This is a genomic window from Salmonella sp. 2020_1459, from assembly GCF_043847915.1.
Taxonomy (GTDB): Bacteria; Pseudomonadota; Gammaproteobacteria; order Enterobacterales; family Enterobacteriaceae; genus Salmonella; species Salmonella enterica.
The window spans coordinates 171,021-196,975 of sequence record NZ_JBCMFA010000007.1; the positions used below are offsets into that span (position 1 = coordinate 171,021).

The 25,955-nt window shown below is 50.4% G+C and carries 21 protein-coding genes, 4 pseudogenes and 1 other annotated feature; of the genes and pseudogenes, 14 read left to right on the forward strand and 11 right to left on the reverse strand.

Going from position 1 to position 25,955, the window contains the following annotated elements; genetic code table 11:
* From cpsG to wzzB, 5 genes and pseudogenes are all read left to right on the forward strand, one after another.
* Positions 1 to 422: pseudogene (cpsG, locus tag ACH0VJ_RS18090) on the forward strand (colanic acid biosynthesis phosphomannomutase CpsG); the annotation flags it as partial.
* A 285-nt stretch (positions 423 to 707) separates the two neighbouring features.
* Positions 708 to 2,234 carry a hypothetical protein gene (locus ACH0VJ_RS18095; protein ID WP_001259152.1) on the forward strand — a complete coding sequence of 509 codons (1,527 nt, stop codon included), beginning with the start codon at positions 708 to 710 and terminating at the stop codon, positions 2,232 to 2,234.
* Between the two features lie 136 nt (positions 2,235 to 2,370).
* Positions 2,371 to 3,777, forward strand: a complete 1,407-nt coding sequence (gndA, locus tag ACH0VJ_RS18100) for an NADP-dependent phosphogluconate dehydrogenase (protein ID WP_000043531.1) — start codon at positions 2,371 to 2,373, stop codon at positions 3,775 to 3,777.
* 235 nt (positions 3,778 to 4,012) lie between these two features.
* Positions 4,013 to 5,179 (forward strand): UDP-glucose 6-dehydrogenase, encoded by a 1,167-nt coding sequence (gene ugd, locus ACH0VJ_RS18105; protein ID WP_000704825.1) that lies wholly within the window; start codon positions 4,013 to 4,015, stop codon positions 5,177 to 5,179.
* Positions 5,180 to 5,321: 142 nt separating this feature from the next.
* Entirely contained in the window at positions 5,322 to 6,305 is a 984-nt protein-coding gene (wzzB, locus tag ACH0VJ_RS18110; protein WP_000215250.1) for an LPS O-antigen chain length determinant protein WzzB, read from the forward strand.
* A 94-nt stretch (positions 6,306 to 6,399) separates the two neighbouring features.
* On the opposite strand, the gene hisIE is transcribed toward wzzB, so the two are convergent.
* From hisIE to hisL, 9 genes are all read right to left on the reverse strand, one after another.
* A complete protein-coding gene (gene hisIE / locus ACH0VJ_RS18115; RefSeq protein WP_000954847.1) occupies positions 6,400 to 7,011 on the reverse strand; it encodes a bifunctional phosphoribosyl-AMP cyclohydrolase/phosphoribosyl-ATP diphosphatase HisIE in 612 nt (203 codons plus the stop codon).
* The gene (gene hisF, locus ACH0VJ_RS18120; RefSeq protein WP_000880125.1) at positions 7,005 to 7,781 is read right to left on the reverse strand and encodes an imidazole glycerol phosphate synthase subunit HisF; all 777 of its coding nucleotides are present in this window, start codon (positions 7,779 to 7,781) and stop codon (positions 7,005 to 7,007) included. The genes hisIE and hisF overlap by 7 nt, the downstream gene beginning before the upstream one ends.
* Entirely contained in the window at positions 7,763 to 8,500 is a 738-nt protein-coding gene (hisA, locus tag ACH0VJ_RS18125; protein ID WP_000586406.1) for a 1-(5-phosphoribosyl)-5-[(5-phosphoribosylamino)methylideneamino]imidazole-4-carboxamide isomerase, read from the reverse strand. The genes hisF and hisA overlap by 19 nt, the downstream gene beginning before the upstream one ends.
* Entirely contained in the window at positions 8,500 to 9,090 is a 591-nt protein-coding gene (gene hisH, locus ACH0VJ_RS18130; protein WP_001103591.1) for an imidazole glycerol phosphate synthase subunit HisH, read from the reverse strand. Before hisH ends, hisA begins: the two co-directional genes overlap by 1 nt.
* Entirely contained in the window at positions 9,090 to 10,157 is a 1,068-nt protein-coding gene (gene hisB / locus ACH0VJ_RS18135) for a bifunctional histidinol-phosphatase/imidazoleglycerol-phosphate dehydratase HisB (protein ID WP_000080044.1), read from the reverse strand. The genes hisH and hisB overlap by 1 nt, the downstream gene beginning before the upstream one ends.
* Positions 10,154 to 11,233, reverse strand: coding sequence for a histidinol-phosphate transaminase (hisC, locus tag ACH0VJ_RS18140; RefSeq protein ID WP_000102715.1), 1,080 nt, complete (start codon positions 11,231 to 11,233; stop codon positions 10,154 to 10,156). The genes hisB and hisC overlap by 4 nt, the downstream gene beginning before the upstream one ends.
* On the reverse strand, positions 11,230 to 12,534 hold the full coding sequence (gene hisD, locus ACH0VJ_RS18145; protein ID WP_000009622.1) for a histidinol dehydrogenase: 1,305 nt from the start codon (positions 12,532 to 12,534) through the stop codon (positions 11,230 to 11,232). The genes hisC and hisD overlap by 4 nt, the downstream gene beginning before the upstream one ends.
* 102 nt (positions 12,535 to 12,636) lie before the next feature.
* On the reverse strand, positions 12,637 to 13,536 hold the full coding sequence (gene hisG, locus ACH0VJ_RS18150) for an ATP phosphoribosyltransferase (protein ID WP_000886600.1): 900 nt from the start codon (positions 13,534 to 13,536) through the stop codon (positions 12,637 to 12,639).
* A 47-nt stretch (positions 13,537 to 13,583) separates the two neighbouring features.
* Positions 13,584 to 13,707 (reverse strand) — a sequence feature (His leader region).
* Positions 13,683 to 13,733, reverse strand: a complete 51-nt coding sequence (gene hisL, locus ACH0VJ_RS18155) for a his operon leader peptide (protein WP_001364200.1) — start codon at positions 13,731 to 13,733, stop codon at positions 13,683 to 13,685. (Overlaps the previous feature by 25 nt.)
* 162 nt (positions 13,734 to 13,895) lie before the next feature.
* On the opposite strand from hisL, the gene ACH0VJ_RS18160 reads away from it, so the two are divergent.
* From ACH0VJ_RS18160 to plaP, 4 genes are all read left to right on the forward strand, one after another.
* Positions 13,896 to 14,720: an SDR family oxidoreductase gene (locus tag ACH0VJ_RS18160; protein ID WP_000754718.1), complete on the forward strand. Its 825-nt coding sequence runs from the start codon at positions 13,896 to 13,898 to the stop codon at positions 14,718 to 14,720.
* Between the two features lie 45 nt (positions 14,721 to 14,765).
* Entirely contained in the window at positions 14,766 to 15,680 is a 915-nt protein-coding gene (locus tag ACH0VJ_RS18165; protein WP_000803321.1) for a LysR family transcriptional regulator, read from the forward strand.
* A 233-nt stretch (positions 15,681 to 15,913) separates the two neighbouring features.
* Positions 15,914 to 15,976 carry a membrane protein YoeI gene (gene yoeI / locus ACH0VJ_RS18170; protein ID WP_096335044.1) on the forward strand — a complete coding sequence of 21 codons (63 nt, stop codon included), beginning with the start codon at positions 15,914 to 15,916 and terminating at the stop codon, positions 15,974 to 15,976.
* Positions 15,966 to 17,324, forward strand: a complete 1,359-nt coding sequence (gene plaP / locus ACH0VJ_RS18175; protein WP_001519005.1) for a putrescine/proton symporter PlaP — start codon at positions 15,966 to 15,968, stop codon at positions 17,322 to 17,324. The genes yoeI and plaP overlap by 11 nt, the downstream gene beginning before the upstream one ends.
* Positions 17,325 to 17,459: 135 nt before the next feature.
* Here plaP and sbcB read toward each other — a convergent pair whose 3' ends face one another.
* Complete coding sequence (sbcB, locus tag ACH0VJ_RS18180; protein WP_000216705.1) at positions 17,460 to 18,890, reverse strand: exodeoxyribonuclease I; 1,431 nt, start codon at positions 18,888 to 18,890, stop codon at positions 17,460 to 17,462.
* A gap of 159 nt (positions 18,891 to 19,049) precedes the next feature.
* Here sbcB and ACH0VJ_RS18185 point away from each other — a divergent pair.
* Positions 19,050 to 19,127: pseudogene (locus ACH0VJ_RS18185) on the forward strand (hypothetical protein); the annotation flags it as partial.
* 129 nt (positions 19,128 to 19,256) lie between these two features.
* Here ACH0VJ_RS18185 and sopA read toward each other — a convergent pair.
* A pseudogene (gene sopA / locus ACH0VJ_RS18190) lies at positions 19,257 to 21,606 on the reverse strand (SPI-1 type III secretion system effector HECT-type E3 ubiquitin transferase SopA).
* Between the two features lie 266 nt (positions 21,607 to 21,872).
* Here sopA and ACH0VJ_RS18195 point away from each other — a divergent pair.
* The 4 genes and pseudogenes from ACH0VJ_RS18195 to phsC all read left to right on the forward strand — a co-directional run.
* Positions 21,873 to 21,965, forward strand: a pseudogene (locus ACH0VJ_RS18195) (heavy metal-binding domain-containing protein); the annotation flags it as partial.
* A 259-nt stretch (positions 21,966 to 22,224) separates the two neighbouring features.
* Positions 22,225 to 24,501: a thiosulfate reductase PhsA gene (gene phsA, locus ACH0VJ_RS18200; RefSeq protein ID WP_000028236.1), complete on the forward strand. Its 2,277-nt coding sequence runs from the start codon at positions 22,225 to 22,227 to the stop codon at positions 24,499 to 24,501.
* A 14-nt stretch (positions 24,502 to 24,515) separates the two neighbouring features.
* Entirely contained in the window at positions 24,516 to 25,094 is a 579-nt protein-coding gene (phsB, locus tag ACH0VJ_RS18205) for a thiosulfate reductase electron transport protein PhsB (RefSeq protein ID WP_001016233.1), read from the forward strand.
* Positions 25,091 to 25,855, forward strand: a complete 765-nt coding sequence (gene phsC, locus ACH0VJ_RS18210; RefSeq protein ID WP_001092553.1) for a thiosulfate reductase cytochrome B subunit — start codon at positions 25,091 to 25,093, stop codon at positions 25,853 to 25,855. The genes phsB and phsC overlap by 4 nt, the downstream gene beginning before the upstream one ends.
* Positions 25,856 to 25,955 lie beyond the last annotated feature (100 nt).

The following is a 25,955-nucleotide window of genomic DNA, read 5'->3' on the forward strand; positions in this document are numbered from 1 at the left end:
GGATGCGTACGGAGGATGCCATTTATGGCGGGGAAATGAGCGCGCATCACTATTTTCGTGATTTTGCCTACTGCGACAGCGGGATGATCCCGTGGCTGCTGGTGGCGGAGCTGGTGTGCCTGAAGGGGCAGTCGCTGGGTGAACTGGTCTGCGACCGGATGGCGGCGTTCCCGGCGAGCGGGGAAATCAACAGCAGGCTGGCGGAGCCGGCGGCAGCCATTGCGCGGGTGGAAGCGCACTTTGCGGAAGAGGCGCAGGCGGTGGATCGCACGGACGGTCTCAGCATGTCATTCCCGGACTGGCGTTTCAACCTGCGCTCGTCGAACACCGAACCGGTGGTGCGCCTGAATGTGGAATCACGCGGCGATATTCCGCTGATGGAAGCGCGAACGAAAGAAATTCTTCAGCTACTCAATTCATAAAAAGCAGCCCTTCTTTATGGAGGGCTAACTTTTCGGATATTCTCTAACCAATTCGTAGTATAAAGCCAATAAATATTAAGTGTGTTTGATTGTTGTTGGTTTCCATTTCTAATAGATATAAGGCTTTCGCTATGTTCTTTTCGGACAGTATAAATAATCATTGATATAATTATTTATTTTACCTTCCTGGTAATATTAATTATTATGGGGCTAATAATAATTGATGTAATCCTGTAACTTCCCACGAATATTTATTTACTTTAAGTTTACATCCGGAAAGTAAAAATGCGAACTATAAAAGCGATTAACAACTTTAAAGTTGATTTATTTATTACTTTTTTTCTTATTGCGCTAGGATTTTATCTTCGAACTATATTTGTCTCTAAGATGGGCGCTGATTTAACAGGTGTGATGTTGTTATTTACACAACTGACTGCTTATTTAAATCTCGCCGAGCTTGGCATAGGGGTAGCTGCGGCAAGCCTTTTATACAAGCCGCTGAGTGAGGGGGATTATGCAAAAATAAAATACTTAACTTTATTGCTGTCTACAATCTATAGATATATCTCGTTTTTAGTTTTATTGATAGGTATAGTAATTGGCTTTGGTATTTACTTTTTCATCGATTCTGTTAATGCAGTAAGTCACGTTTTTATTTATTGGGCATTTTTTGTAATAAATACATCTTTAACTTATTCTTATGCAAAGCATTCAACTCTATTAACTGCAAATCAGCAATATTCAGTAGTCCGTAAAATACAGGGTGGCGGGAAAATATTAATTATTGCGCTGCAAATATTGTTATTAGTCACCACACATAATTTCTTACTCTATTTGCTCGTTGAAACTATTGGCGTGATAGTACAGTATTTTATATTTAAAAATATTATTAATAACGACATCCATTTTAAGGTAGTTCCACAATCTATTAGCGATGATGAAAAAACAACATTAAAAAATGAATTAAAAATAAAAATAAAAAACATGTTTTTTCATAAGATTGGTGGTGTGTTAGTTTTAAATACTGATTATTTGCTAGTTTCAAAATTTCTTAATTTAAGCTACGTCACGATTTATGGAAGTTATATGATGGTCTTCCAGGTTGTGACTGTGCTTATGTCCAGTTTTGTTAATGCTATTACAGCTAGTGTGGGTAATTTTTTAATCAATCAAAATGATGATGAAGTTACCAGTATTGCAAAGCAATTTAACACAGTATTTATAGCATTGGCTACCTTCATTTCTTTGAATATGTATTTTTTGGTTAATGACTTTATTACCAGCTGGATAGGCGAAAAATTCATACTAGGTAATGGTATTGTTATATTAATGCTTGTTAATGTATTTATAAGTGTCATTAGAATTCCTTGTGATATTTTTAAAAACGCAACTGGTTTTTTTGGGGATGTATATTATCCTTTGCTTGAGGGAGTGGTTAATTTATTTTTTTCCGCGCTCCTGGCTTTTTATATTGGTCTTCCCGGTATTATTATTGGCACGATTATATCTAATGTATTAATTACATTAATTGCAAAGCCATTATATCTATATGGTAAAATGTTTGGTAGATTTAATGCATTAAAAAAGTACTTGTCATTTGTACTGAAACCTTTAATATTCTCATTTGTTATTTTTGCTGTTTTTTATTTTACAAGAGAACAAATAATTTTCTTTAAAGTTTCCAACTGGTTTGACTTTATAAGTAAGCTTACTATTGTATCGCTGGTAAGTATGATTATAGTTTTTGCGGTTTTTTATGCAGATGCTAACTTTAGGTCTTTTGTTAAAAGAATTTTACGCGTGGTATTTTAAGTTAACCAAGCGGGAAAATATCCGCCGAACCACAATGTGCTATTAATGGACAAGTATTTAATATGCTTTACGCTGTAAAATTTGTAGCACATAATGGTGAAATATATGTAACTTCCACACCTGACAGGAGTATGTAATGTCCAAGCAACAGATCGGCGTCGTCGGTATGGCAGTGATGGGGCGCAACCTCGCGCTCAACATCGAAAGCCGTGGTTATACCGTCTCCGTTTTCAACCGCTCCCGTGAAAAGACCGAAGAAGTGATTGCCGAGAATCCCGGCAAAAAGCTGGTGCCTTATTACACGGTGAAAGAGTTTGTTGAATCCCTCGAAACGCCTCGTCGTATCCTGTTAATGGTGAAAGCGGGCGCAGGTACTGATGCAGCTATCGATTCGCTGAAACCGTATCTGGAAAAAGGCGATATCATTATTGATGGCGGTAACACCTTCTTCCAGGACACAATCCGTCGCAATCGCGAGCTGTCTGCGGAAGGTTTTAACTTTATCGGTACCGGTGTTTCCGGTGGTGAAGAGGGCGCGCTGAAAGGGCCATCTATCATGCCTGGCGGTCAGAAAGATGCCTATGAACTGGTGGCGCCGATCCTGACGAAGATTGCTGCTGTGGCGGAAGATGGCGAACCGTGCGTGACCTATATCGGCGCCGATGGTGCTGGTCACTACGTCAAGATGGTCCACAATGGTATTGAATATGGCGATATGCAGCTTATCGCTGAAGCTTACTCCCTGCTGAAAGGCGGCCTGAACCTCAGCAATGAAGAGTTGGCGAACACTTTTACCGAGTGGAATAACGGCGAGCTGAGCAGTTATCTGATCGACATCACTAAAGACATCTTCACTAAAAAAGATGAAGACGGAAACTACCTGGTGGATGTCATTCTTGATGAAGCCGCCAACAAAGGGACCGGTAAATGGACCAGCCAGAGCGCGCTGGATCTGGGCGAACCGCTGTCGCTGATTACCGAATCTGTCTTTGCGCGTTACATCTCTTCGTTGAAAGCGCAACGTGTTGCCGCATCTAAAGTGCTCTCCGGGCCGAAAGCGCAACCGGCAGGCGACAAAGCGGAATTTATCGAGAAAGTGCGTCGCGCGCTGTATCTTGGCAAGATCGTCTCCTATGCGCAGGGCTTCTCACAGCTACGCGCCGCGTCTGATGAATATCACTGGGATCTCAACTACGGCGAGATTGCTAAGATTTTCCGGGCGGGCTGTATCATTCGCGCTCAGTTCCTGCAGAAGATCACCGATGCTTACGCAGAAAACGCCGATATCGCTAACTTGCTGTTAGCGCCTTACTTCAAGAAAATTGCTGATGAGTACCAGCAGGCGCTGCGAGATGTCGTGGCTTACGCGGTGCAGAACGGCATTCCGGTGCCGACATTCTCTGCGGCAGTGGCCTACTATGACAGCTATCGCGCCGCAGTACTGCCAGCTAACTTAATTCAGGCGCAGCGTGACTACTTTGGTGCGCACACCTATAAACGTACTGATAAAGAAGGTGTTTTCCATACCGAATGGTTGGAATAATTTCTGCAAAATGTTTAAGCCCGGTTTAATACCGGGCTTTTTTTTATCTCTATTCTTATTGATTTATCGCTTTTGCTTAATATTAACTTAATAATCTGTGTTTATCGTAATGAAGATAATCTGAATTGTTTTCGTCTGCGTTGCACTTTATATACTCAGGCGTTAAAACTTTAATATCTTATCAGGATGCGAAATACATCATGATTCATAATTAAGTTAATTCTGAGAGCGAATAATGAAAATCACGATATCCGGGACGGGTTATGTTGGCTTGTCTAATGGTTTGCTTATTGCACAACATCATGATGTGGTGGCGTTAGACATTGTTCCTTCCCGTGTTGAACTGTTAAATGATCGGATATCTCCGATTGTTGATAAAGAAATTCAGCAATTTTTAAAGGAAGATAACATCAGATTCAGGGCAACGCTGGATAAGTTTGATGCGTACCAGAATGCAGATTACGTCATTATTGCTACGCCTACGGATTACGATCCCAAAACCAACTATTTTAATACGTCCAGTGTGGAATCGGTCATTCAGGATGTGATCAGCATCAACCCCGCAGCCGTGATGATTATTAAGTCTACGGTGCCGGTTGGCTTCACGGCGGCAATGCGTCAGAAGTTTGCGACAGAAAATATCATTTTCTCTCCGGAGTTTTTACGTGAAGGTAAAGCCCTTTACGATAACCTTTATCCCTCCCGTATCGTGATTGGGGAACAGTCTGAGCGCGCCAGAGAATTTGCCGCATTACTCCAGGAAGGCGCTATTAAACAGGAGATTCCAACGCTGTTTACGGACTCCACTGAGGCGGAAGCTATTAAACTTTTCGCCAATACTTATCTCGCTATGCGAGTCGCTTATTTTAATGAATTAGACAGCTATGCTGAAACGTTAGGATTAAATACCCGACAAATTATTGAAGGGGTGTGCCTCGACCCGCGTATTGGCAATCATTATAATAATCCCTCTTTTGGTTATGGCGGATATTGTTTGCCAAAAGATACCAAACAGTTGCTGGCCAATTATCAGTCGGTGCCTAATAATATTATCTCCGCTATCGTTGAAGCAAACCGTACGCGTAAAGATTTTATTGCCGACGCTATCCTCGCCAGAAAGCCTAAAGTGGTGGGCATTTATCGCCTGATTATGAAGAGTGGCTCCGATAACTTCCGCGCCTCATCGATTCAGGGGATTATGAAGCGCATTAAAGCGAAAGGCGTAGAGGTCATCATCTATGAGCCGGTAATGGAAGAAGATACTTTCTTTAACTCACGTCTTGAACGTGATTTGCACTGCTTTAAACAGCAGGCGGATGTCATTATTTCCAACAGGATGGCGGCAGAGCTTTTGGATGTCGCTGAAAAAGTGTATACCCGCGATCTTTTCGGTAGTGATTAATAAGGCAATCGGGGCTGATGAGTCCCGATGATTTATTGACCAAATGGAAATAATGTCTGATTTTTATCATTAATCCTATGGCATATATTTGCTTTATGACTACACTGTCTCCAGCTTCATCCTTTTTTTAGTTAGGGTATCTATGACAGTGGATAGTAATACGTCTTCCGGGCGTGGGAACGATCCGGAACAGATTGATTTGATTGAGTTATTGCTACAGTTATGGCGTGGGAAGATGACCATTATTGTAGCCGTTATTATCGCCATTTTGCTGGCCGTAGGCTACCTGATGATAGCCAAAGAAAAATGGACATCCACGGCGATTATTACCCAACCTGATGCCGCGCAGGTTGCCACCTATACCAATGCGCTCAACGTCTTGTATGGCGGGAATGCCCCCAAAATCTCTGAAGTGCAGGCGAATTTTATAAGCCGCTTTAGCTCTGCGTTTTCCGCATTATCGGAAGCGCTGGATAATCAGAAAGAGCCGGAAAAGCTCACCATTGAACAGTCGGTAAAGGGGCAGGCGCTGCCGCTCTCGGTTTCTTATGTGAGTACTACCGCTGAAGGCGCGCAGCGTCGGCTGGCGGAATATATCCAACAGGTGGATGAAGAGGTCGCTAAGGAACTGGAAGTTGACCTGAAAGATAACATCACGCTGCAAACTAAAACGTTGCAGGAGTCCCTTGAGACGCAGGAAGTTGTGGCGCAGGAGCAAAAAGATCTGCGTATTAAGCAAATCGAAGAAGCGTTGCGCTATGCGGATGAGGCAAAAATCACGCAGCCGCAGATTCAGCAAACCCAGGATGTTACCCAGGACACGATGTTCCTGTTGGGGAGCGATGCGCTAAAATCGATGATACAGAACGAAGCGACGCGTCCACTGGTCTTTTCTCCGGCCTATTTCCAGACGAAGCAGACACTGCTGGACATTAAAAATCTGAAAGTGACTGCCGATACGGTGCACGTCTATCGTTATGTGATGAAGCCGACGCTGCCGGTCCGTCGCGATAGCCCGAAAAAAGCCATTACCCTTGTGCTGGCTGTATTGCTGGGTGGGATGATCGGTGCCGGGATTGTGCTGGGACGCAATGCGCTACGTAGCTATAAGCCAAAAGCCTTGTAAGCTTCTTTGCCGGATGGCGGCACAAGTGCCTTATCCGGCTACGACAGGTAAAATTTCTCATTAAAAAACCGGGCATTGCCCGGTTTTTTTACGCTTATTGATGACGCTTACGAAGATTGTCGATCACGGTGGTGAGGTTGAGATCCTGATCCTGCAACAGCACCAGCAGGTGGTACATCAAATCAGACGCTTCATTGGTCAGCTCAACACGATCGTTAACGGTGGCCGCCAGCGCGGTTTCCACACCTTCTTCGCCAACTTTTTGCGCAATACGTTTAGTACCGCTGGCGTACAGTTTCGCCGTGTAAGAGCTGGCCGGATCGGCGGTTTTGCGCTCTGCCAGTAGCTGCTCCAGTTGATACAGGAATAACCACTGATGGCTGGCGTCGCCAAAGCAGCTGCTGGTACCTTTGTGGCAGGTCGGCCCGACAGGGTTTGCCAGCACCAGCAGTGTATCGTTGTCGCAATCCGGCGCAATGCTGACGACATTCAGCACATGGCCTGAGGTTTCGCCTTTGGTCCATAAACGCTGTTTCGTGCGTGAGAAGAACGTAACATGGCCGGATTCAATGGTTTTGTCCAGCGCTTGTGGGTTCATATAGCCCAGCATCAATACTTCGCCGGATACCGCATGTTGCACGATGGCTGGCATCAGGCCATCGGTTTTTTCCCAGTCCAGCTCGCGGCGTTGTTGCTCTGTTAACATATCCTGATCTCCACGCCCTGGCCTGCCAGGTACGCTTTTAATTCGCCAATATTGATGATTTGCTTGTGAAAAACGGAGGCGGCAAGCGCGCCGTCGACATCGGCATCACGGAATGCCTCAAGAAAGTGTTCCATCGTGCCCGCGCCGCCGGAGGCGATCAGCGGCACGCGGCAAACGTCACGGACTTTTTTCAACTGCGTCAGATCGTAACCGTTACGCACGCCGTCCTGGTTCATCATATTCAGGACGATTTCCCCCGCGCCGCGCTGTTGTACCTCTTGCACCCAGTCCAGCGTCTCCCACTGCGTCACGCGGGTACGGTTTTCATCGCCGGTATACTGGTTAACATGATATTTCCCCGTGGCGTCGTCAAACCAGGTATCAATCCCGACGACAATGCACTGTACGCCAAAACGGTCAGCCAGACGGGTAATCAGCGTTGGGTCAGCCAGCGCCGGGGAGTTGATAGAGATCTTATCCGCCCCGAAAGAAAGAATTTTGGCGGCGTCGTCAATTGACCGGATGCCGCCCGCTACACAAAACGGAATGTCGATCACCTCGGCAACGCGCGCCACCCAGCTTTTATCGACTACGCGACCATCGCTGGAGGCGGTAATGTCATAGAACACCAGTTCGTCCGCGCCTTCGTCGGCATAGCGTTTGGCCAGCGGAACGATATCGCCAATGATCTCATGGTTGCGAAACTGTACGCCTTTCACCACCTGACCATCACGAACATCCAGACACGGAATTATACGTTTTGCCAGCATTGGATGGCCTCCTTAACGGTAAATTTCCCTTCTAACAGAGCGCGTCCGACAATCACGCCGCGCACGCCGGTGCCGCGCAGGGCGGCAATATCATCGATATCGCCAATACCGCCGGAGGATTGAAAGGCGATCTGCGGATATCTGGCGCATACCTCTTCGTACAGCGAAACGTTAGAGCCCGCCAGCGTGCCGTCGCGAGAAATATCGGTACACAGTACATGTTTCAGGCCGACGGGGAGATAGGTCTCCACCAGTTGTTCCAGCGAGACGCCGGAATTTTCCTGCCAGCCGCTAACCGCCACCTGCTTGTTGCCGTGTTCGTCTATGCGAACGTCCAGCGCCAGCACCAGCGCCTGCGCGCCAAAACGTTCAAACCAGCCTTTCACCACGTCAGGGGATTTCACCGCCGTTGAACCGATGACCACACGGGCAACGCCAGCTTTCAGTAATGCCGCAACGTCTTCTTCGGTACGCACGCCGCCGCCGACCTGAACAGGCACGTTCACGCCCGCGACCAGGGTTTTAATCAGCGGTATCTGTCGCTTAGCCGGATCTTTAGCGCCGGTCAGATCTACCAGATGCAGCACCCCGGCGCCCTGGGCGGCGTAATCCTGCAAACGGGGCAGGGGATCGTTACCGTAATCCCGCTGCCGGGCGTAGTCGCCCTGGTGGAGACGCACCACGGTGCCGTCAATTAAATCTAATGCCGGAATAATCATTACATCTCCAGGAAGTTTTTCAGCAACTGTGCGCCCGCCGCGCCCGAACGTTCCGGATGGAACTGTACGCCGAAGAAATTATCTTTCTGTACCGCCGCGGTAAACGGCTCGCCGTAATTGCACTGGGCGATAGTCCACGGGTTGACCGGCATCGCGTAGCTGTGAACAAAGTAAAAATAGGCGCCATCTTCAATGCCCTGAAACAGCCGGTTGCCCGCCTGCGGATACACGCGATTCCAGCCCATGTGCGGCAGCGGCAGACCAAAGTCGGTCATTTTCGGCACGTCTTGTTCGATAATGTTCAGCAGATCCACGCCGCGCGTCTCTTCGCTGCGACGACCCAGCAGTTGCATCCCTAAGCAGATACCCAGTACCGGCTGAGTACACGCTTTAATTAAGTCTATCAGTTCACGTTCGCGCAGTTGATCCATAGCGGCCTGCGCCGTGCCGACGCCGGGCAGAAAGAGTTTGTCAGCGCGTAATACGATTTCCGCTTCGCGGCTGACCACCGGGGTGTAACCGTGGCGCGCCACGGCGGATTTTACCGAGCTTAAATTGGCGCAGCCGGTGTCAAGGATGACGACGTTCATCACAGCACTCCTTTCGAGGACGGTAATGTATCGCCCTCCACGCGAATAGCCTGGCGTAGCGTCCGACCAAAGGCTTTAAACAAACTTTCGACACGGTGGTGATCGTTTTTACCTTTAGTCTTGAGATGCAGAGTGACGCCCATCGTGTAAGAGAGTGAGCGGAAAAAGTGTTCAATCATCTCTGTGCTCAAATCGCCCACACGCTGGTAGGTAAATTCAGCTTTATATTCCAGATGCGGACGACCGGAAATATCCAGCGCGCAGCGCGCCAGACATTCATCCATCGGTAGTACAAAGCCAAAACGGCAGATACCGCGCTTGTCGCCGAGTGCCAGTTTTAATGCCTCACCGAGCGCCAGTCCGGTATCTTCTACCGTGTGGTGATCGTCGATATAGAGATCACCCTTAACGGTAATCTCCATGCGAAAGCCGCCGTGGGTGGCGATTTGATCGAGCATATGGTCAAAGAAGCCGACGCCGGTATTAATCTTGCTGTTGCCTTCGCGATCCAGCCAGACGCTGACATCAATCTGTGTTTCTTTGGTGTTGCGGACCACATGCGCATAACGATCGCGTTTCGTTAGCTGTTCGCCAATCATCGTCCAGTTCAGCGTTTCACGGTGATAGCGTAAACCAGTAATGCCCATATTATCAGCGAGCTGGATATCGGTCGCACGATCGCCAATCACATAGCTGTTAGCGCTATCCATCGCTTGTTCCGCAAGATAACGCTCCACCAGCTTCACTTTGGGCTTGCGGCAGTCGCAGTCGTCTGCGGGCAGGTGAGGGCAGATCAGCACCTCATCAAAGCATACGCCCTGAGAGGTGAAAATCTGCATCATCAGGTTGTGCGGTCCGTCGAAGTCCGCCTGCGGGAAGCTTTGCGTGCCAAGTCCATCCTGGTTAGTGATCATCACCAGCTTAAAACCGGCTTTTTGCAGCTTCAGCAATACGGGAATCACCTCTGGCTCAAAGGCCAGTTTATCAAAGCGGTCTACCTGAAAATCGCTCGGCGGTTCGGAAATTAAGGTTCCGTCCCGGTCGATGAAAAGATACTTCTGACTCATACTGGCTCCGCACGTAAGGCGTCAATGACGCGCTGGTTTTCCTGGCGGGTGCCGACCGTAATCCGCAGGCAGCCGCTTAAAGAAGGTTGTTTATTCTGATCGCGTAAGATAATGCCCTGATCCCATAAGGATTTAAACACGCTGCTGGAGGCGGTAAACCGCGCCAGAATATAGTTGGTTTCAGAGTCAAAGACGTGTTCTACGCAGGCGGTCTGTTGCAGGGCATTCACCAGATACTGACGTTCCTGCACTGTCTGCGCCACGCGATCGCGCATTGCGTTTATTCCCTGCGGGCTCAGCGCCTGGGCGGCGATATCCGCCACTGGCGTAGAAAGCGGATAAGGGGCGATCACTTTTAATAGCAGGTTGATCACCTCTTCATTAGCCAGCGTAAAGCCGCAGCGCAGACCCGCCAGCGCAAAAGCTTTCGACAATGTGCGCAGGATAACCAGATGAGGATATTCAACCAGCCAGCCTGTCAGCGTGGCCTGTGGGCAAAACTCAATATAAGCTTCGTCGGCGACGACTATCGCTTTACCGCGTGTCAACTCCAGCAGCGTGCGCAGATCCTGCGGGTTGATAAGTTGTCCGGTAGGATTATTGGGGCTACAAACGAACACCACTTTTGTGCCGTCAAGGTTGTCGGAAATCCCCTGTAGATCCAGCTGCCAGTTTTCAAGCGCGGGAACCGTCCGGCGCTCTACGCCAATGGTTTCGGCGCTGACGCTGTACATACCATAAGTGGGCGGACAGTAGAGAATGGCGTCTTTCCCCGGTTCGCAGAAGGCGCGGATCACCAGTTCGATCCCTTCATCCGCGCCGCGGCTGACCAGCACCTGCTCCGGCTTTACGCCAGCATATTGCGCGTAGTTTTCAATCACGGCCTTTGGCTGGCATTCCGGGTAGCGGTTAAGCGTTTGTTGGGTGAGCTGAAACTCCACCGCTGTCGGGAATTCATTCGCGTTCAGCCAGACATCGCCGTTACCGCCCAGACGGCGGGCGGACTGATACGGTACCAGGTTGCGGACATTTTCACGGGCTAAGTCAGCGACGCTGAGAGTGTTTTCAGTGCTCATGCTTGCTCCTTGAGGGCGTTTACGCGCAGGGTAACGGCATTTTTATGGGCGGTCAGACGTTCTGCCGCCGCCAATGTTTCAATGGTTGATGCCAGAGCGGAAAAGCCCGCTTTCGACAGTTCCTGAACGGTCATCCGTTTCTGGAAATCCGCTAACCCAAGGCTGGAACAGGTAGCAGTATAGCCATAGGTCGGTAAGACATGGTTGGTTCCGGAAGCGTAATCACCGGCGGATTCCGGCGACCAGTCGCCGAGAAATACCGAGCCTGCGCTGGTAATCGCATCCACCAAATCGCGCGCATTGCGCGTCTGGATAATTAAGTGTTCCGGCCCATACTGATTAGAGATGGCGACGCACTGCGCTAAATCTTTGGTCACAATCAGACGACTGGCGCTCAGGGCCTGCCGGGCGGTGTCCGCGCGCGGCAGCTCCGCCAGTTGACGTTCTACCGCCTCCGCCACCTTGCGGGCAATGTCAGCATCAGGCGTCAGCAGGATCACCTGCGAATCCGGACCGTGCTCAGCCTGGGAGAGCAGGTCAGAAGCGACGAAATCCGGTGTTGCGCCGCTGTCGGCGATCACCAGTACTTCAGACGGCCCGGCTGGCATATCGATAGCCGCGCCGTCGAGGCGCTGGCTGACCTGACGCTTGGCTTCGGTTACAAAGGCGTTGCCGGGGCCAAAAATTTTATCCACTTTCGGTACGGACTCGCTGCCGAAGGCCAGAGCGGCAATCGCCTGCGCGCCGCCGACGTTAAAGATTTCCTGCACGCCACACAGTTGCGCCGCATAGAGGATTTCATCAGCGATGGGCGGCGGCGAGCACAGAACCACGTTCTGGCATCCCGCAATGCGCGCCGGCGTCGCCAGCATCAGCACCGTTGAGAAGAGCGGAGCCGAGCCGCCGGGAATATACAGACCGACAGACGCGACGGGACGCGTAACCTGCTGGCAACGCACGCCTGGCTGGGTTTCCACATCTACAGGCGGTAGCGTCTGCGCGGAATGGAACGTTTCAATATTTTTGACGGCAGCGGCCATCGCCTGTTTTAATTCGTCGCTCAGACGCGCGCCGGCGGCGGCGATCTCTTCAGGGGTGACGCGTAGCGCTGTCACTTCTGTTTTATCAAATTTAGCGCTGTATTCACGCAGGGCATCGTCACCGCGCGTTTTTACATTATCCAGAATATCGCTGACCGTCCGGGTAATACTGTCAGAGGCGGAAATCGCCGGACGCGTCAGCAGCGCACGCTGCTGTTCAGGGCTACAGCTGTTCCAGTCAATCAGGGTATTGAAGCTCATGGTCTTTACTCCATCACAGGGTTCCGCCTTATCCGGCCTACTGAACCCAAAATATCAACGCATTACGTAGGCCTGATAAGCGCAGCGCCATCAGGCGTCAGATCACTCCATCATCTTCTCGATCGGCAGTACCAGAATCGAGCTGGCGCCAAGCGCTTTCAGTTTCTCCATGGTTTCCCAGAACAGCGTTTCGCTGCTGACCATGTGCATCGCCACGCGCTGTTGCTCGCCCGCCAGCGGCAGAATTGTCGGCCTTTCGGCGCCTGGCAGCAGGGCGATAACCTCTTCCAGGCGTTCACTTGGCGCGTGCATCATGATGTATTTCGATTCGCGCGCCTGAATCACACCCTGAATACGGGTCAGCAATTTATCGATCAGCTGTTGCTTGCTCTGTGCCATCTCACCGTCGCGCTGAATCAGACAGGCTTTAGAGCGGTAGATAACTTCGACTTCACGCAGGCCGTTAGCTTCAAGCGTCGCGCCGGTAGAGACCAAATCGCAGATAGCGTCGGCCAGCCCCGCGCGCGGCGCGACTTCGACAGAACCATTTAACAGACACGATTTAAAAGAGACGCCTTTCTGGTCGAGGTAGCGTTTGAGGAGGTGCGGATAAGAGGTAGCGATACGTTTACCGTCCAGCGCCGCCGGGCCGTCCCAGGCTTCGTCAACCGGCGTTGCCAGCGATAAACGGCAGCCGCCGAAGTCAAGACGGCGCAGGGTAAAATAGCGCGGATCTTCGCCCTGCGCGCGGCGGTTGAGTAGTTCTTCTTCCAGCACGTTCTCGCCGATAATGCCGAGATCGACCACGCCATCCATCACCAGACCCGGAATGTCATCATCACGCACGCGCAGGATATCAATCGGCATGTTTTCCGCCATCGCAATCAGGCGCTGAGTGTGTAAATTAATTTTTATGCCGCAGCGGGCCAGCAATTCTCGTGAATCATCGCTTAAACGGCCTGATTTCTGAATAGCTATGCGTAAGCGGGTGTTGTCTAACATTCTGCGTTCCTCTTTATCCTGTCTGAACCGGTCTGTATCGCGCGCCAAAAAAAAAGCCCCCGGAAGATGATCTTCCGGGGGCTTTCTCATGCGTTCATGCACCACTGGAAGATCTGAATGTCTTCCAGCACACATCGCCTGAAAGACTAGTCAGGATGATGGTGATGATGGTGGTGTTTAAATTGAACGCGTGTCATAAAAATTCCGATGAATGCTTATTCATTTGATACCTTTTAACCTAAACCACTTTTACGCCTTAAAGCAAGCGCTTTTTTCATTTCGCATTTATAGTATGAATTGTCAGTCACGGCGGGCTGGCGTAGCCTTATGTATAAGGCGTTAAAGTCAGGAGAAAATGGATGAAAAAGGTCGCAATTGTCGGTTTAGGTTGGTTAGGCATGCCGCTGGCAATGTCGCTGGCAGCGAGAGGCTGGCAGGTTACCGGCAGCAAAACCACCCTTGACGGGGTGGAAGCGGCCCGTATGAGTGGAATTGAAAGCTATCCGCTGCGTCTGGAGCCGGAGCTGGTCTGTGAGGCGGACGATCTTGACGCTCTGCTGGATGTCGATGCGCTGGTGATAACACTGCCCGCGCGCCGTAGCGGTCCGGGAGAGGATTTTTATCTGCAGGCGATGCAGGAGCTGGTCGACAGCGCGCTGGCTTATCGTATCCCGCGTATTATTTTTACCAGTTCGACGTCTGTTTACGGCGAGGCGCAAGGCGTGGTGAAAGAGAATACGCCGCGTAATCCGGTCACGGCCAGCGGGCGTACCCTGAAGGAACTGGAAGATTGGTTGCATAATCTGCCGGGCACGTCAGTGGATATTCTGCGGCTGGCGGGGTTGGTCGGGCCTGGACGCCATCCCGGTCGTTTCTTTGCCGGAAAAACCGCGCCGGATGGTCAACACGGGGTCAATCTGGTGCATCTTGAAGACGTGGTTGGCGCAATTACCCTCTTGCTACAGGCGCCGAAAGGAGGGCACATCTATAATATATGTGCGCCGGCGCATCCAGCCCGCAACGTGTTTTATCCGCAAATGACGCGCTTGCTGGGAATGGCGCCGCCGCATTTTCGTGACGCACCGGACAACGGCAAAGGGAAGATTATCGACGGTAGCCGGATTTGTAATGAGCTGGGATTTGAATATCAATATCCCGATCCGCTGGTGATGCCGATGGAGTGAGTCGCTGTCCAGCAGGTGGTCGCCATATAGCGCAAGGGGACGAGTATGAAACCACTGCTGGACGTTCTGATTATTCTTGATGCGTTAGAAAAAGAAGGCAGCTTCGCGGCGGCGTCGGCAAAATTATTTAAAACGCCGTCCGCCCTCAGTTATACCGTTCATAAGCTGGAAAACGATCTTAATATCCAACTGCTCGACCGTAGCGGGCATCGCGCGCGATTTACGCGAACCGGTAAAATGCTACTGGAAAAAGGCCGTGAAGTGCTGCACACCGTTCGCGAGCTGGAAAAGCAGGCGATTAAACTGCATGAAGGCTGGGAGAACGAACTGGTCATCGGTGTGGATGATACCTTTCCCTTTTCTCTTCTGGCCCCGCTTATCGACGCTTTTTATCAACGCCACAGCGTGACGCGCCTTAAATTTGTCAATGGCGTTCTCGGCGGTTCATGGGAGACGCTGACGCAGGGAAGGGCGGATATCATTGTTGGCGCCATGCGCGCGCCGCCGCCTGACACCGGCTTTGGCTTTGCAAGACTAGGCGATCTTGAACTGGTGTTTGCTGTCGCTCCGCATCATCCGCTGGTTCATGAAGAGGAACCGCTTAGCCGCCAGACGATCAAACGTTTTCGCGCGATTGTGGTTGGCGATAGCGTCCATTCCTCGCGATCAATAGGGTCTGAACTACTCGACGCTCAGGAAGCGATTACCGTGTTTGATTTTAAAACCAAGATGGAGCTGCAAATTAGCGGCCTGGGATGCGGCTATTTACCGCGTTATCTGGCGCAGCGATTTTTGGAAAGCGGCGCGCTTATAGAGAAGAAAGTGGTGGCGCAAATCGTCTATGAACCGGTGTGGGTTGGCTGGAATGAACAGACCGCCGGGCTGGCCAGCGGCTGGTGGCGGGATGAAATTTTAGCAAATAATGCTATTGCTGGGGTGTATGCAAAATCGCCGGTTTAAAAATCAATCGCTTATGAAAAATAATTTTTTGAACGCGCTCGCATTCTCTTGTCATTTCACTTCAATTTAGGGCAGAATACGCCGCTTGCAAAAAATGACACTAACCGACGTTTTAATACGCGTCGGTTATTTTTTTGCTTCAAACACATCATTCAATACCAAGAGGCCGGGCTTCGTACCGGATAGATACTTACTTAAAAATCGACAGTTGTTGTCGCTGAGGAATCCAGAAAATGGGGCAATTTTTTGCTTACGCGACGGCATTCGCCGTAAAGGAGAATGACCATGTCGCATAACGTTACTCCAAACACCTCTCGCGTGGAATTACGTAAAACGCTTACGTTAGTTCCGGTTGTAATGATGGGTCTTGCCTATATGCAGCCGATGACGCTGTTCGATACATTTGGTATCGTTTCAGGCCTCACTGACGGTCACGTACCGACGGCGTATGCATTCGCGTTAATCGCGATTCTGTTTACGGCGTTGAGCTACGGGAAACTGGTGCGTCGCTACCCTTCCGCGGGTTCGGCGTACACCTATGCCCAGAAATCCATCAGCCCGACCGTTGGCTTTATGGTGGGTTGGTCTTCTCTGCTCGATTATCTGTTCGCGCCGATGATCAACATTCTGTTGGCGAAAATTTATTTTGAAGCGCTGGTGCCCTCCATTCCGTCATGGGTGTTTGTCGTGGCGCTGGTGGCCTTTATGACGGCCTTTAACCTGCGCAGCCTCAAATCGGTCGCTAACTTCAACACCGTGATTGTAGTGCTACAGGTGGTGCTGATTGCGGTCATTCTGGGCATGGTGGTTTATGGCGTATTTGAAGGCGAAGGCGCCGGTACGCTGGCGAGCACCCGTCCGTTCTGGTCCGGCGATGCGCACGTTATCCCGATGATTACGGGAGCGACGATCCTGTGCTTCTCCTTTACCGGCTTTGACGGCATCAGTAACCTGTCGGAAGAGACCAAAGATGCTGAGCGCGTGATCCCGCGTGCGATTTTCCTGACCGCGCTGATTGGCGGCCTGATCTTCATCTTTGCAACCTATTTCCTGCAATTGTACTTCCCGGATATCTCTCGCTTTAAAGATCCGGATGCGTCTCAGCCGGAAATCATGCTGTACGTGGCGGGTAAAACCTTCCAGGTGGGCGCGCTGATCTTCTCTACTATCACCGTACTGGCTTCCGGTATGGCTGCGCATGCAGGCGTAGCGCGCCTGATGTACGTAATGGGGCGCGACGGCGTATTCCCGAAAAGCTTCTTCGGTTACGTTCATCCGAAATGGCGTACGCCAGCGATGAACATCATCCTGGTCGGGGCGATCGCGCTGCTGGCGATTAATTTTGACCTGGTGATGGCGACGGCGCTGATTAACTTTGGCGCTCTGGTCGCGTTTACCTTTGTTAACCTGTCGGTGATTTCGCAGTTCTGGATCCGTGAGAAGCGTAATAAAACGTTGAAAGATCACTTCCAGTATCTGTTCCTGCCGATGTGCGGCGCGCTCACGGTTGGTGCGTTGTGGGTTAACCTGGAAGAGAGCTCAATGGTACTGGGCCTGATCTGGGCGGGTATCGGGCTGATTTATCTGGCGTGCGTAACTAAAAGCTTCCGCAACCCGGTTCCACAGTACGAAGACGTCGCGTAATCGCACGTATTATCGGCAATAGTAAAACCGGAGGCACTGCCTCCGGTTTTTTGTTTGTCATCCAGCATGTTTACCTGATGGCGGCGTCACTCTTTATCCGCTCTGGATTAACAATGCTCGTCAGGCATTGGTCAATTACACAATCTCAGTTGCGTACTGCCACAGTGATTTCAGCAACCCCAGCTTCGTTTTATCTTCCGCATACTGCTGAGAAAGCATCTGCAATTCATTGGCATACTGTTGTAAAAACTCCGGCGTCAGCACCTGACGGCGATGCTCTAGCCAGCGCTGCTGCTCTGTGTCATCCAGCGTACCGGGAAAATTGCGTGCGCGGTAATTAAACAGCAGCTTCTCAATGCGCTTATCGACAAAGGTAATGTCCAGCGCGGGCAGGTTACGCGGCTCGGTTTCGAGTACGATTTTCATGGCTGCGCGATCGGCATCGCTGAAAAAACCATCATAGAGCTGGGCATCAACGTTATCCGAGGCGGCAAAAGGTTCGGCTTCGGCAAAAATCGCCACCACTTTGTCGCGGACCTGCGGGTTTTCACGCAACACTTTCAGGTTATCCAGGCAGTGCTGGCGGTTAATTCCCAGCCGGTCGGCATCCTCCGGGCGCAAGGTATTCGCCTGCGCCAGTACCGGACATTTATTGATATGCACCAGCTTTACCGGCACTGCGACGTGATCGCCAAGATCGGCTTTGGCCGTATAAAGCCGCTCGCGAAGGGTGTCGCTGTCCAGCTCAAGAAGAGGAGAAATATCGCCTGCTAAATCGACCATGATCACCGCGTTACGGTTTTCAGGATGCCACGCCAGCGGCGCGACCCAGCTTGTATTACCGCGCCACGCGCCAAACATGCCGGAGACATGCACCAGCGGCTTCATCTGCGGAACGTCAATCAGCGCCGCCAGTTTATGTTTACTGCGGTGGCTATAAAGATAATCAAACAGTCGCGGCTGGCGTGTTTTCACCAGTTGCGCCATCGCAATAGTGGCGTAGACATCCGCCATCGCATCATGCGCGTTGCTGTGTTCGATCCCGTTCGCCTGGGTTAAATGTTCCAGACGAAAGCTGGGCAGGCCGTCGTCGTTTTCCGGCCAGTTAATTCCCTCCGGGCGCAGCGCATAACAGGCGCGCATGACATCCAATAGATCCCAACGTGAATTATCATGCTGCCAGCTCCAGGCATAGGGATCGTAAAAGTTGCGATAAAAAATATTGCGCGTGACTTCATCATCAAAGCGCACATTGTTGTAGCCCACAACGCAGGTTTTAGGAACGGTAAACAGCGCATGAATGCGTCTGGCGAAAGCGGCTTCGTTTTCTCCTTTCTCACGCGCTTCCTGCGGCGTGATGCCGGTAATCAGCACCGCGCCGGGCTGCGGTAGATAATCATCGGCGGGTTTGCAATAAAACACCTCCGGCTCGCCAATAACGTTGAAGTCGTTATCCGTACGGAGCGCGGCGAATTGCGCAGGTCTGTCGAGGGCCGGATGCGTACCGAAGGTTTCGTAATCGTGGAAGAGGAATGTGCTCTGTATGCTGTCGTTTTTAACTGTCACTTGATGTACACGCCTGATGTTATCTGTATATGAAATATTTTATTCTTTTATTTTGTCGTTGATTGATTGTATTTGTACACCAATTGATATTGTTGCTAATGTTCGTACATGCGATGGTGAGTACATAAACATTAAAATCATTGAGTACAAAATACTAAAATGACCATCAGCGACACTAAACTACGCTCCCTCTATGGTAAACCATATTCCGGTCCATCTGAAATTACTGATTCTGATTTAGTACTGTATGGAATTTAGGCCAGGGGCAATCTGGCCGGGATCTCAAAAAATGCATGGACTAAAACGGGTCTATGTACAGAGGGACACAACGCTGTGTCCCTTAATTTCATGCGGGTTGAGGCTGGACTAGGCCCAGGCCAGTGGCAGGATGGATGACAGAACACTCGGGAAATATTTTCTGGCATGACGTTGCATACTATCCGCCACAACGCTGGTACAGGTAAAGGCGCCATGGAGGCCGTGAAAACGGTCGGACCAGTCGGTAAACTGTTCGCTGGACGGGAAGATCGCCGGAGACAGCTCCCAGGCTTTCTGCATCAGCGCCTCCGCATAGCCTCTCAGGGCCGGCGGAGAGTCATGCTCAGTGCCGAAAATGGCGCTGGAGGAATAGCGTGCGAATGCGGTACTGAGACAGAACAGGGTTTCCGCCTGCTTCTGTGGGGTGGCGTCAGTCAGGTGATAAGCACTGAGGATGTGCTGGTAGTGTGCCGGGCTGAGTTTGCCTTCAGGAAGCAAGGGGTCAAAAATGCTGGTCAGACGCGACACTGAGGCATCATCAATCAACTTTACGGTGGAATGTTTCTGGTTCGTGGCGGCAATAAACTGCTGGTTCAGTTCCCCGTGCTCTTCAGTGCTGAGGATGATATCAATCAGTTCCCCAAAGCGTCGCTGCACGGCCTGCTGATTAAATGCGGCGAGAAACACCGGAAAGTCATGACGGAATAACTCTACCGGAGAGATTTGCGCAGTGGAAACGTTCTCTCCGGCTCGCAGCAGGTAAAAGTTGTCCCATGTGGTGTCAGGAGTAGGGTTTAGCATTGTTAACAGCGTGTCAGTGGAGAGCATCATCGCCGTGTCTGAATCTTGGGAGGAAAGCAGCAGGAAATTATCTGCAGCGCGGGTTGTCCAGTCCGGGCTGCCGTCATAATTGCCGAAGAGCCCATTATGGATGTGGGGAGACACCGCCGGGTGAGCAAGATACTGTTCATAAAGCGCTGCAGCTTTCTGGCGGGTGCCATCAGTGCAGTCCACGCCTGTCATACAGTGTAAAATCACCTGATTAAAGAGTCCGCTGTGAGTGGTCATGGCGGCGCTGTTCCTGTCAAACGAATCCAGCAACACAGGCAGTATGCGCTGCTGATAATATGTGTCAGGAGCCGGCAGGGGAACGTCATTATAGGTCTGGCACTGGTGGGCAAAAAAACGTTCCTGAACAGGCCCGAGCCACTCGCTGATAAGCGCACTTTGCGTATAGGGGGGGTGGGCCAGTACGCTTACCAGCGAACTTTCAACTGGCCGGATACATGCCTCTGTTAAGCGGCCACCCCGCAATGACTTAACCAGGTTTTCCATTGCCTGGACTTTTTCCTGACTGTATTTATCGGGCAGGCTGTCAATGGTCATCAGAATACTTTTACCATTATTGTGCTCATGATTTAAAAATCCATCCACAGCGTTCTCAGTCCAAAGGAGTGGCATTTGCAGCCAGATATCACCTAGACGAATAAAATTTCCGCCCCCTGACACTGACGGAGGTGATGAATTATCCGGTTCATTTAAAATAACGCCAGAGAGGTTGGCTTTGTGACGTATAAGCGTATTTTTTAATGTTGTATCAATAAAAGAGGGCTGTTGTTGTGTAGTAATTGAATACTGTAAAACCACTTCATTCATGTCTGAATTACTAAATTTCGTATTACTGCAGACTACATCACTCAGTGTCGAGTAAGTGAATCGGCATTCGTCAAAATGTAAATGAGATATATCAGAATAAGTAAATTTTGAATTTGAAAAGTTGAACCCCTTAATAATATCGCCGTCTCGCTCCATGAAGCTGGGGGGCAATATTTTGCTGAATGTAATATTACGGAAATCTGCGTTTGAAAAATCGCGATCTGCGGCCGTAAGGGTTTCTCCGGCTTTCTGTCGTAAAACTGCATCCGTGAGTTTCTTAGCCCAGTCGGCAGGTGATGACGGGGAAGACGTAGCCTGAAGTGAGAGGGAGGGGGATACTGGTGGTGTTCTACCTTCAGAAACCGTGGGCCTGTTATTGGCTGATACAGAGACTCCACCGGGGAGCGGGGCCGCACCTGTCATTCTGTAATTATAATCACATGTTTGATTTGCAATATGCTTACGCATGAATGCTGCATTCATTTTTGAGACATCTTCTGCTGAAATATTTTTTCTTGCCTGCATTATTTGTATCTTTAATATTTTTAACAGTAATCAATGTTTTGTTTAAGGTGTTTTTATCTTTCGGCTGAAAGAAGTCTTTTATTTTTTGTGGTAACGCGAACTCAATCGGTGAGTCCTTTCCTGTTTTAAATTTTTCATTTAAAGATGTATGCGTGTTTTTAACACTGGTTATTTTTGAGGTGAGCCCGTTTTTCGTATGTTCACGAATAGAGGTAATTAATTTTTTAACCTGGTTAGGAATAGTAGAAAAATTAATTGCGCCTGATGATATCTTCATTAGAATTCCTTATCAACATCATTATGGAAAAACGGTCTGGATTTTTAACGCCTTAAAAGTAAGCTTCATATGTCGGTATGGCGATGGAGATCACAATTCACCATGTTATCTGGCAGGTTTCTTTCAGAAAGTGTCCATCCTGTCATCATGTCACCGTATTGTGGGACGCTGACGTATCTGCGGAAAAATCAAGGCATAAGGGAGCGGGTCGGGTAACGAAGCCCGTGTGCACGCAAAAGTAAACCCGCTTCGATGCGCAACCAGCGTTTTTCGCCGGCATTCGGGATATCGTCGGCGGACGTTCCGGCGCGTATGAGAAAGAACTGCGTAAAGCGCGTGAAATCGCTTTTCAGGAAATAATCGTTTTCTTTTAAATATTATTACGTGTTATTGGAATTGTATCATTTTTATAATTAACAGCGGGTTGTTTGGTAATTCTGCTGATTATTCAATGACAGTCCATGTGCGTGTTCAGGAAATGTAAAATATTTATAAAATAAAAGGTCTTATCGTGTTGGCGTGTTCATTTTAACAACTATTTCAAATTGTGATTGAAGCCGACATTTCATAATACAAATTAAATATAATCTTCAGCTATATCTAATAACAGGAGGTTATATGAGCATTAGTCGTCGTTCTTTTTTGCAGGGGGTGGGCATCGGCTGCTCTGCCTGCGCGCTGGGCGCTTTTCCGCCCGGGGCGCTGGCGCGCAACCCGATTGCCGGCATTAGCGGTAAAACCACGCTAACACCAAGCTTGTGCGAAATGTGTTCCTTTCGTTGCCCTATTCAGGCGCAGGTAGTCAATAACAAGACCGTTTTCATCCAGGGCAATCCTTCTGCGCCGCAGCAGGGGACGCGCATATGCGCCAGAGGCGGGAGCGGCGTCAGCCTGGTCAATGACCCGCAACGGATTGTAAAACCTATGAAACGCACCGGGCCACGCGGCGACGGTGAATGGCAGGTGATTAGCTGGCAACAGGCTTACCAGGAAATCGCGGCGAAAATGAATGCCATCAAAGCGCAGCATGGCCCCGAGAGCGTGGCTTTCTCTTCCAAATCGGGCTCGCTCTCCAGCCATCTTTTCCATCTGGCTACGGCCTTTGGTTCGCCTAATACCTTTACTCACGCCTCAACATGCCCTGCCGGGAAAGCCATTGCGGCAAAAGTGATGATGGGCGGCGATCTGGCGATGGATATCGCTAACACGCGCTATCTGGTTTCGTTTGGCCACAATTTGTATGAAGGGATTGAAGTTGCCGATACCCATGAGCTAATGACCGCGCAGGAGAAGGGGGCCAAAATGGTGAGCTTCGATCCGCGTCTGTCGATATTTTCCAGCAAGGCGGATGAGTGGCACGCTATTCGTCCCGGGGGGGATTTAGCGGTTCTGCTGGCGATGTGCCACGTCATGATTGATGAACAACTCTACGATGCGTCTTTTGTTGAGCGTTATACCAGCGGATTTGAACAGTTAGCACAGGCGGTAAAAGAGACGACGCCGGAATGGGCCGCCGCGCAGGCCGATGTCCCAGCCGACGTTATGGTCCGGGTGACACGCGAACTGGCCGCCTGCGCGCCTCACGCTATTGTCAGTCCTGGTCATCGCGCGACGTTCTCGCAGGAAGAGATCGATATGCGGCGTATGATTTTTACGCTTAATGTGCTGCTCGGTAATATTGAGCGCGAAGGCGGGCTATATCAGAAAAAAAACGCGTCTGTTTACAATAAACTGGCCGGAGAAAAGGTCGCGCCAACGCTGGCGAAACTCAACATTAAAAATATGCCGAAACCGACGGCGCAACGCATCGATTTGGTCGCACCGCAGTTTAAATATATCGCCGCTGGCGGCGGCGTGGTGCAAAGCATTATTGACGCGGTGTTAACCCAGAAGCCTTACCCGATAAAGGCGTGGATTATGTCGCGGCATAATCCTTTCCAGACCGTCACCTGTCGTTCGGATCTGGTAAAAACCGTTGAGCAACTGGATCTGGTGGTCAGCTGCGATGTCTATTTGAGCGAGAGCGCGGCGTATGCCGACTATCTGCTGCCGGAATGCACCTATCTCGAACGGGAAGAAGAGGTATCGGATATGTCGGGACTGCACCCGGCTTACGCTCTGCGCCAACAGGTCGTAGAGCCGATTGGCGAGGCGCGTCCAAGTTGGCAAATCTGGAAAGAGCTGGGCGAGCAGTTGGGATTAGGGCAGTACTATCCGTGGCAGGATATGCAGACGCGCCAACTCTATCAGTTGAACGGCGACCATGCCTTAGCGAAGGAACTGCGACAGAAAGGGTATCTCGAATGGGGCGTTCCGCTGCTATTACGCGAACCAGAATCCGTTCGCCAGTTTACGGCGCGTTACCCCGGCGCTATCGCGACGGACAGCGACAACACCTATGGCGAACAGCTTCGCTTCAAATCGCCCTCCGGCAAAATCGAACTTTATTCCGCAACTCTGGAGGAATTGCTCCCAGGCTACGGCGTTCCGCGCGTTCGTGATTTTGCGCTTAAAAAAGAGAATGAGCTTTACTTCATTCAGGGCAAGGTGGCCGTGCATACCAATGGCGCGACACAGTACGTACCTTTACTCAGCGAGCTAATGTGGGATAACGCGGTCTGGGTCCATCCGCAAACGGCGCAAGAAAAAGGTATTAAGACCGGAGATGAGATCTGGCTGGAAAATGCTACGGGTAAAGAGAAAGGTAAGGCGCTGGTGACGCCCGGTATCCGTCCGGACACGCTTTTTGTCTATATGGGATTTGGCGCTAAAGCTGGGGCCAAAACGGCGGCGACGACACACGGTATCCACTGTGGCAATTTACTGCCGCACGTGACGAGTCCGGTATCCGGTACGGTAGTGCATACCGCAGGCGTGACGCTGAGCCGGGCATGAGGGAGGAGGGAACCATGAATCATTTAACGAATCAGTACGTCATGCTGCATGATGAAAAACGTTGTATCGGCTGCCAGGCGTGTACCGTTGCCTGCAAAGTGCTTAATGACGTACCGGAGGGATTTAGCCGCGTACAGGTACAAATTCGCGCCCCTGAACAGGCATCCAACGCACTAACCCATTTTCAATTTGTCCGCGTCTCCTGTCAGCACTGTGAAAATGCGCCATGTGTCAGCGTTTGTCCTACCGGAGCGTCATATCGTGATGAAAACGGGATCGTGCAGGTGGATAAATCGCGCTGTATTGGCTGCGATTATTGTGTTGCCGCATGTCCTTTCCATGTGCGCTATTTGAATCCGCAAACCGGTGTCGCCGACAAGTGTAACTTCTGCGCCGACACGCGGTTGGCGGCTGGCCAGTCTCCGGCGTGCGTATCCGTTTGCCCAACGGACGCGCTGAAATTCGGCAGACTGGATGAGAGCGAGATCCAGCGCTGGGTCGGTCAGAAAGAGGTCTATCTCCAGCAGGAGGCGCGTAGCGGCGCGGTCAGTCTGTACCGTCGTAAAGAAGTCCATCAGGAGGGTAAAGCATGAATACTATCTGGGGAGCGGAACTACATTATGCGCCAGATTATTGGCCGCTGTGGTTAATTTACGCAGGCGTCGTGGTGCTGCTCATGCTTGTTGGGCTGGTTATCCATGCGTTATTGCGCCGGATGCTGGCGCCAAAAACGGCAGGCGGCGAAGAGCATCGTGACTATCTCTACTCGCTGGCGATTCGCCGTTGGCATTGGGGAAATGCGTTACTGTTTGTTTTATTACTGTTAAGCGGTTTATTTGGCCATTTTTCTCTCGGCCCTGTAGCGCTAATGGTACAAGTGCATACCTGGTGTGGTTTTGCCTTACTGGCTTTCTGGGTCGGGTTTGTGCTGATCAACCTCACCACAGGTAACGGGCGTCACTATCGGGTAAATTTTTCCGGACTGGTAACGCGCTGCATACGCCAGACGCGTTTTTACCTTTTTGGCATTATGAAAGGGGAAGCGCATCCGTTCGCGGCAACAGAGCAGAATAAGTTCAATCCACTGCAACAACTGGCATATCTGGCGATTATGTACGCGCTGGTACCGCTGTTAATCATCACCGGTTTGCTGTGTCTCTATCCGCAGGTTGCGGGTCTGGGCCCTGTGATGCTGGTGCTGCATATGGCGCTTGCTATCATCGGCTTACTGTTTATTTGCGCGCATCTCTATCTGTGTACTCTTGGCGACACGCCGGGACAAATTTTCCGTAGCATGGTTGACGGCTATCATCGTCATCGTACCGCGCCGCGCGGGGATAAGTCCGCCGTCTGAGCGTATCCATAAAATAAAGTCAGCAAGAAAATGTGCCTTGTGTCACATTTTCTTGCAATTTATCCATGTTTGTTTAACTGAACTTCCGTAAAAAGAACGG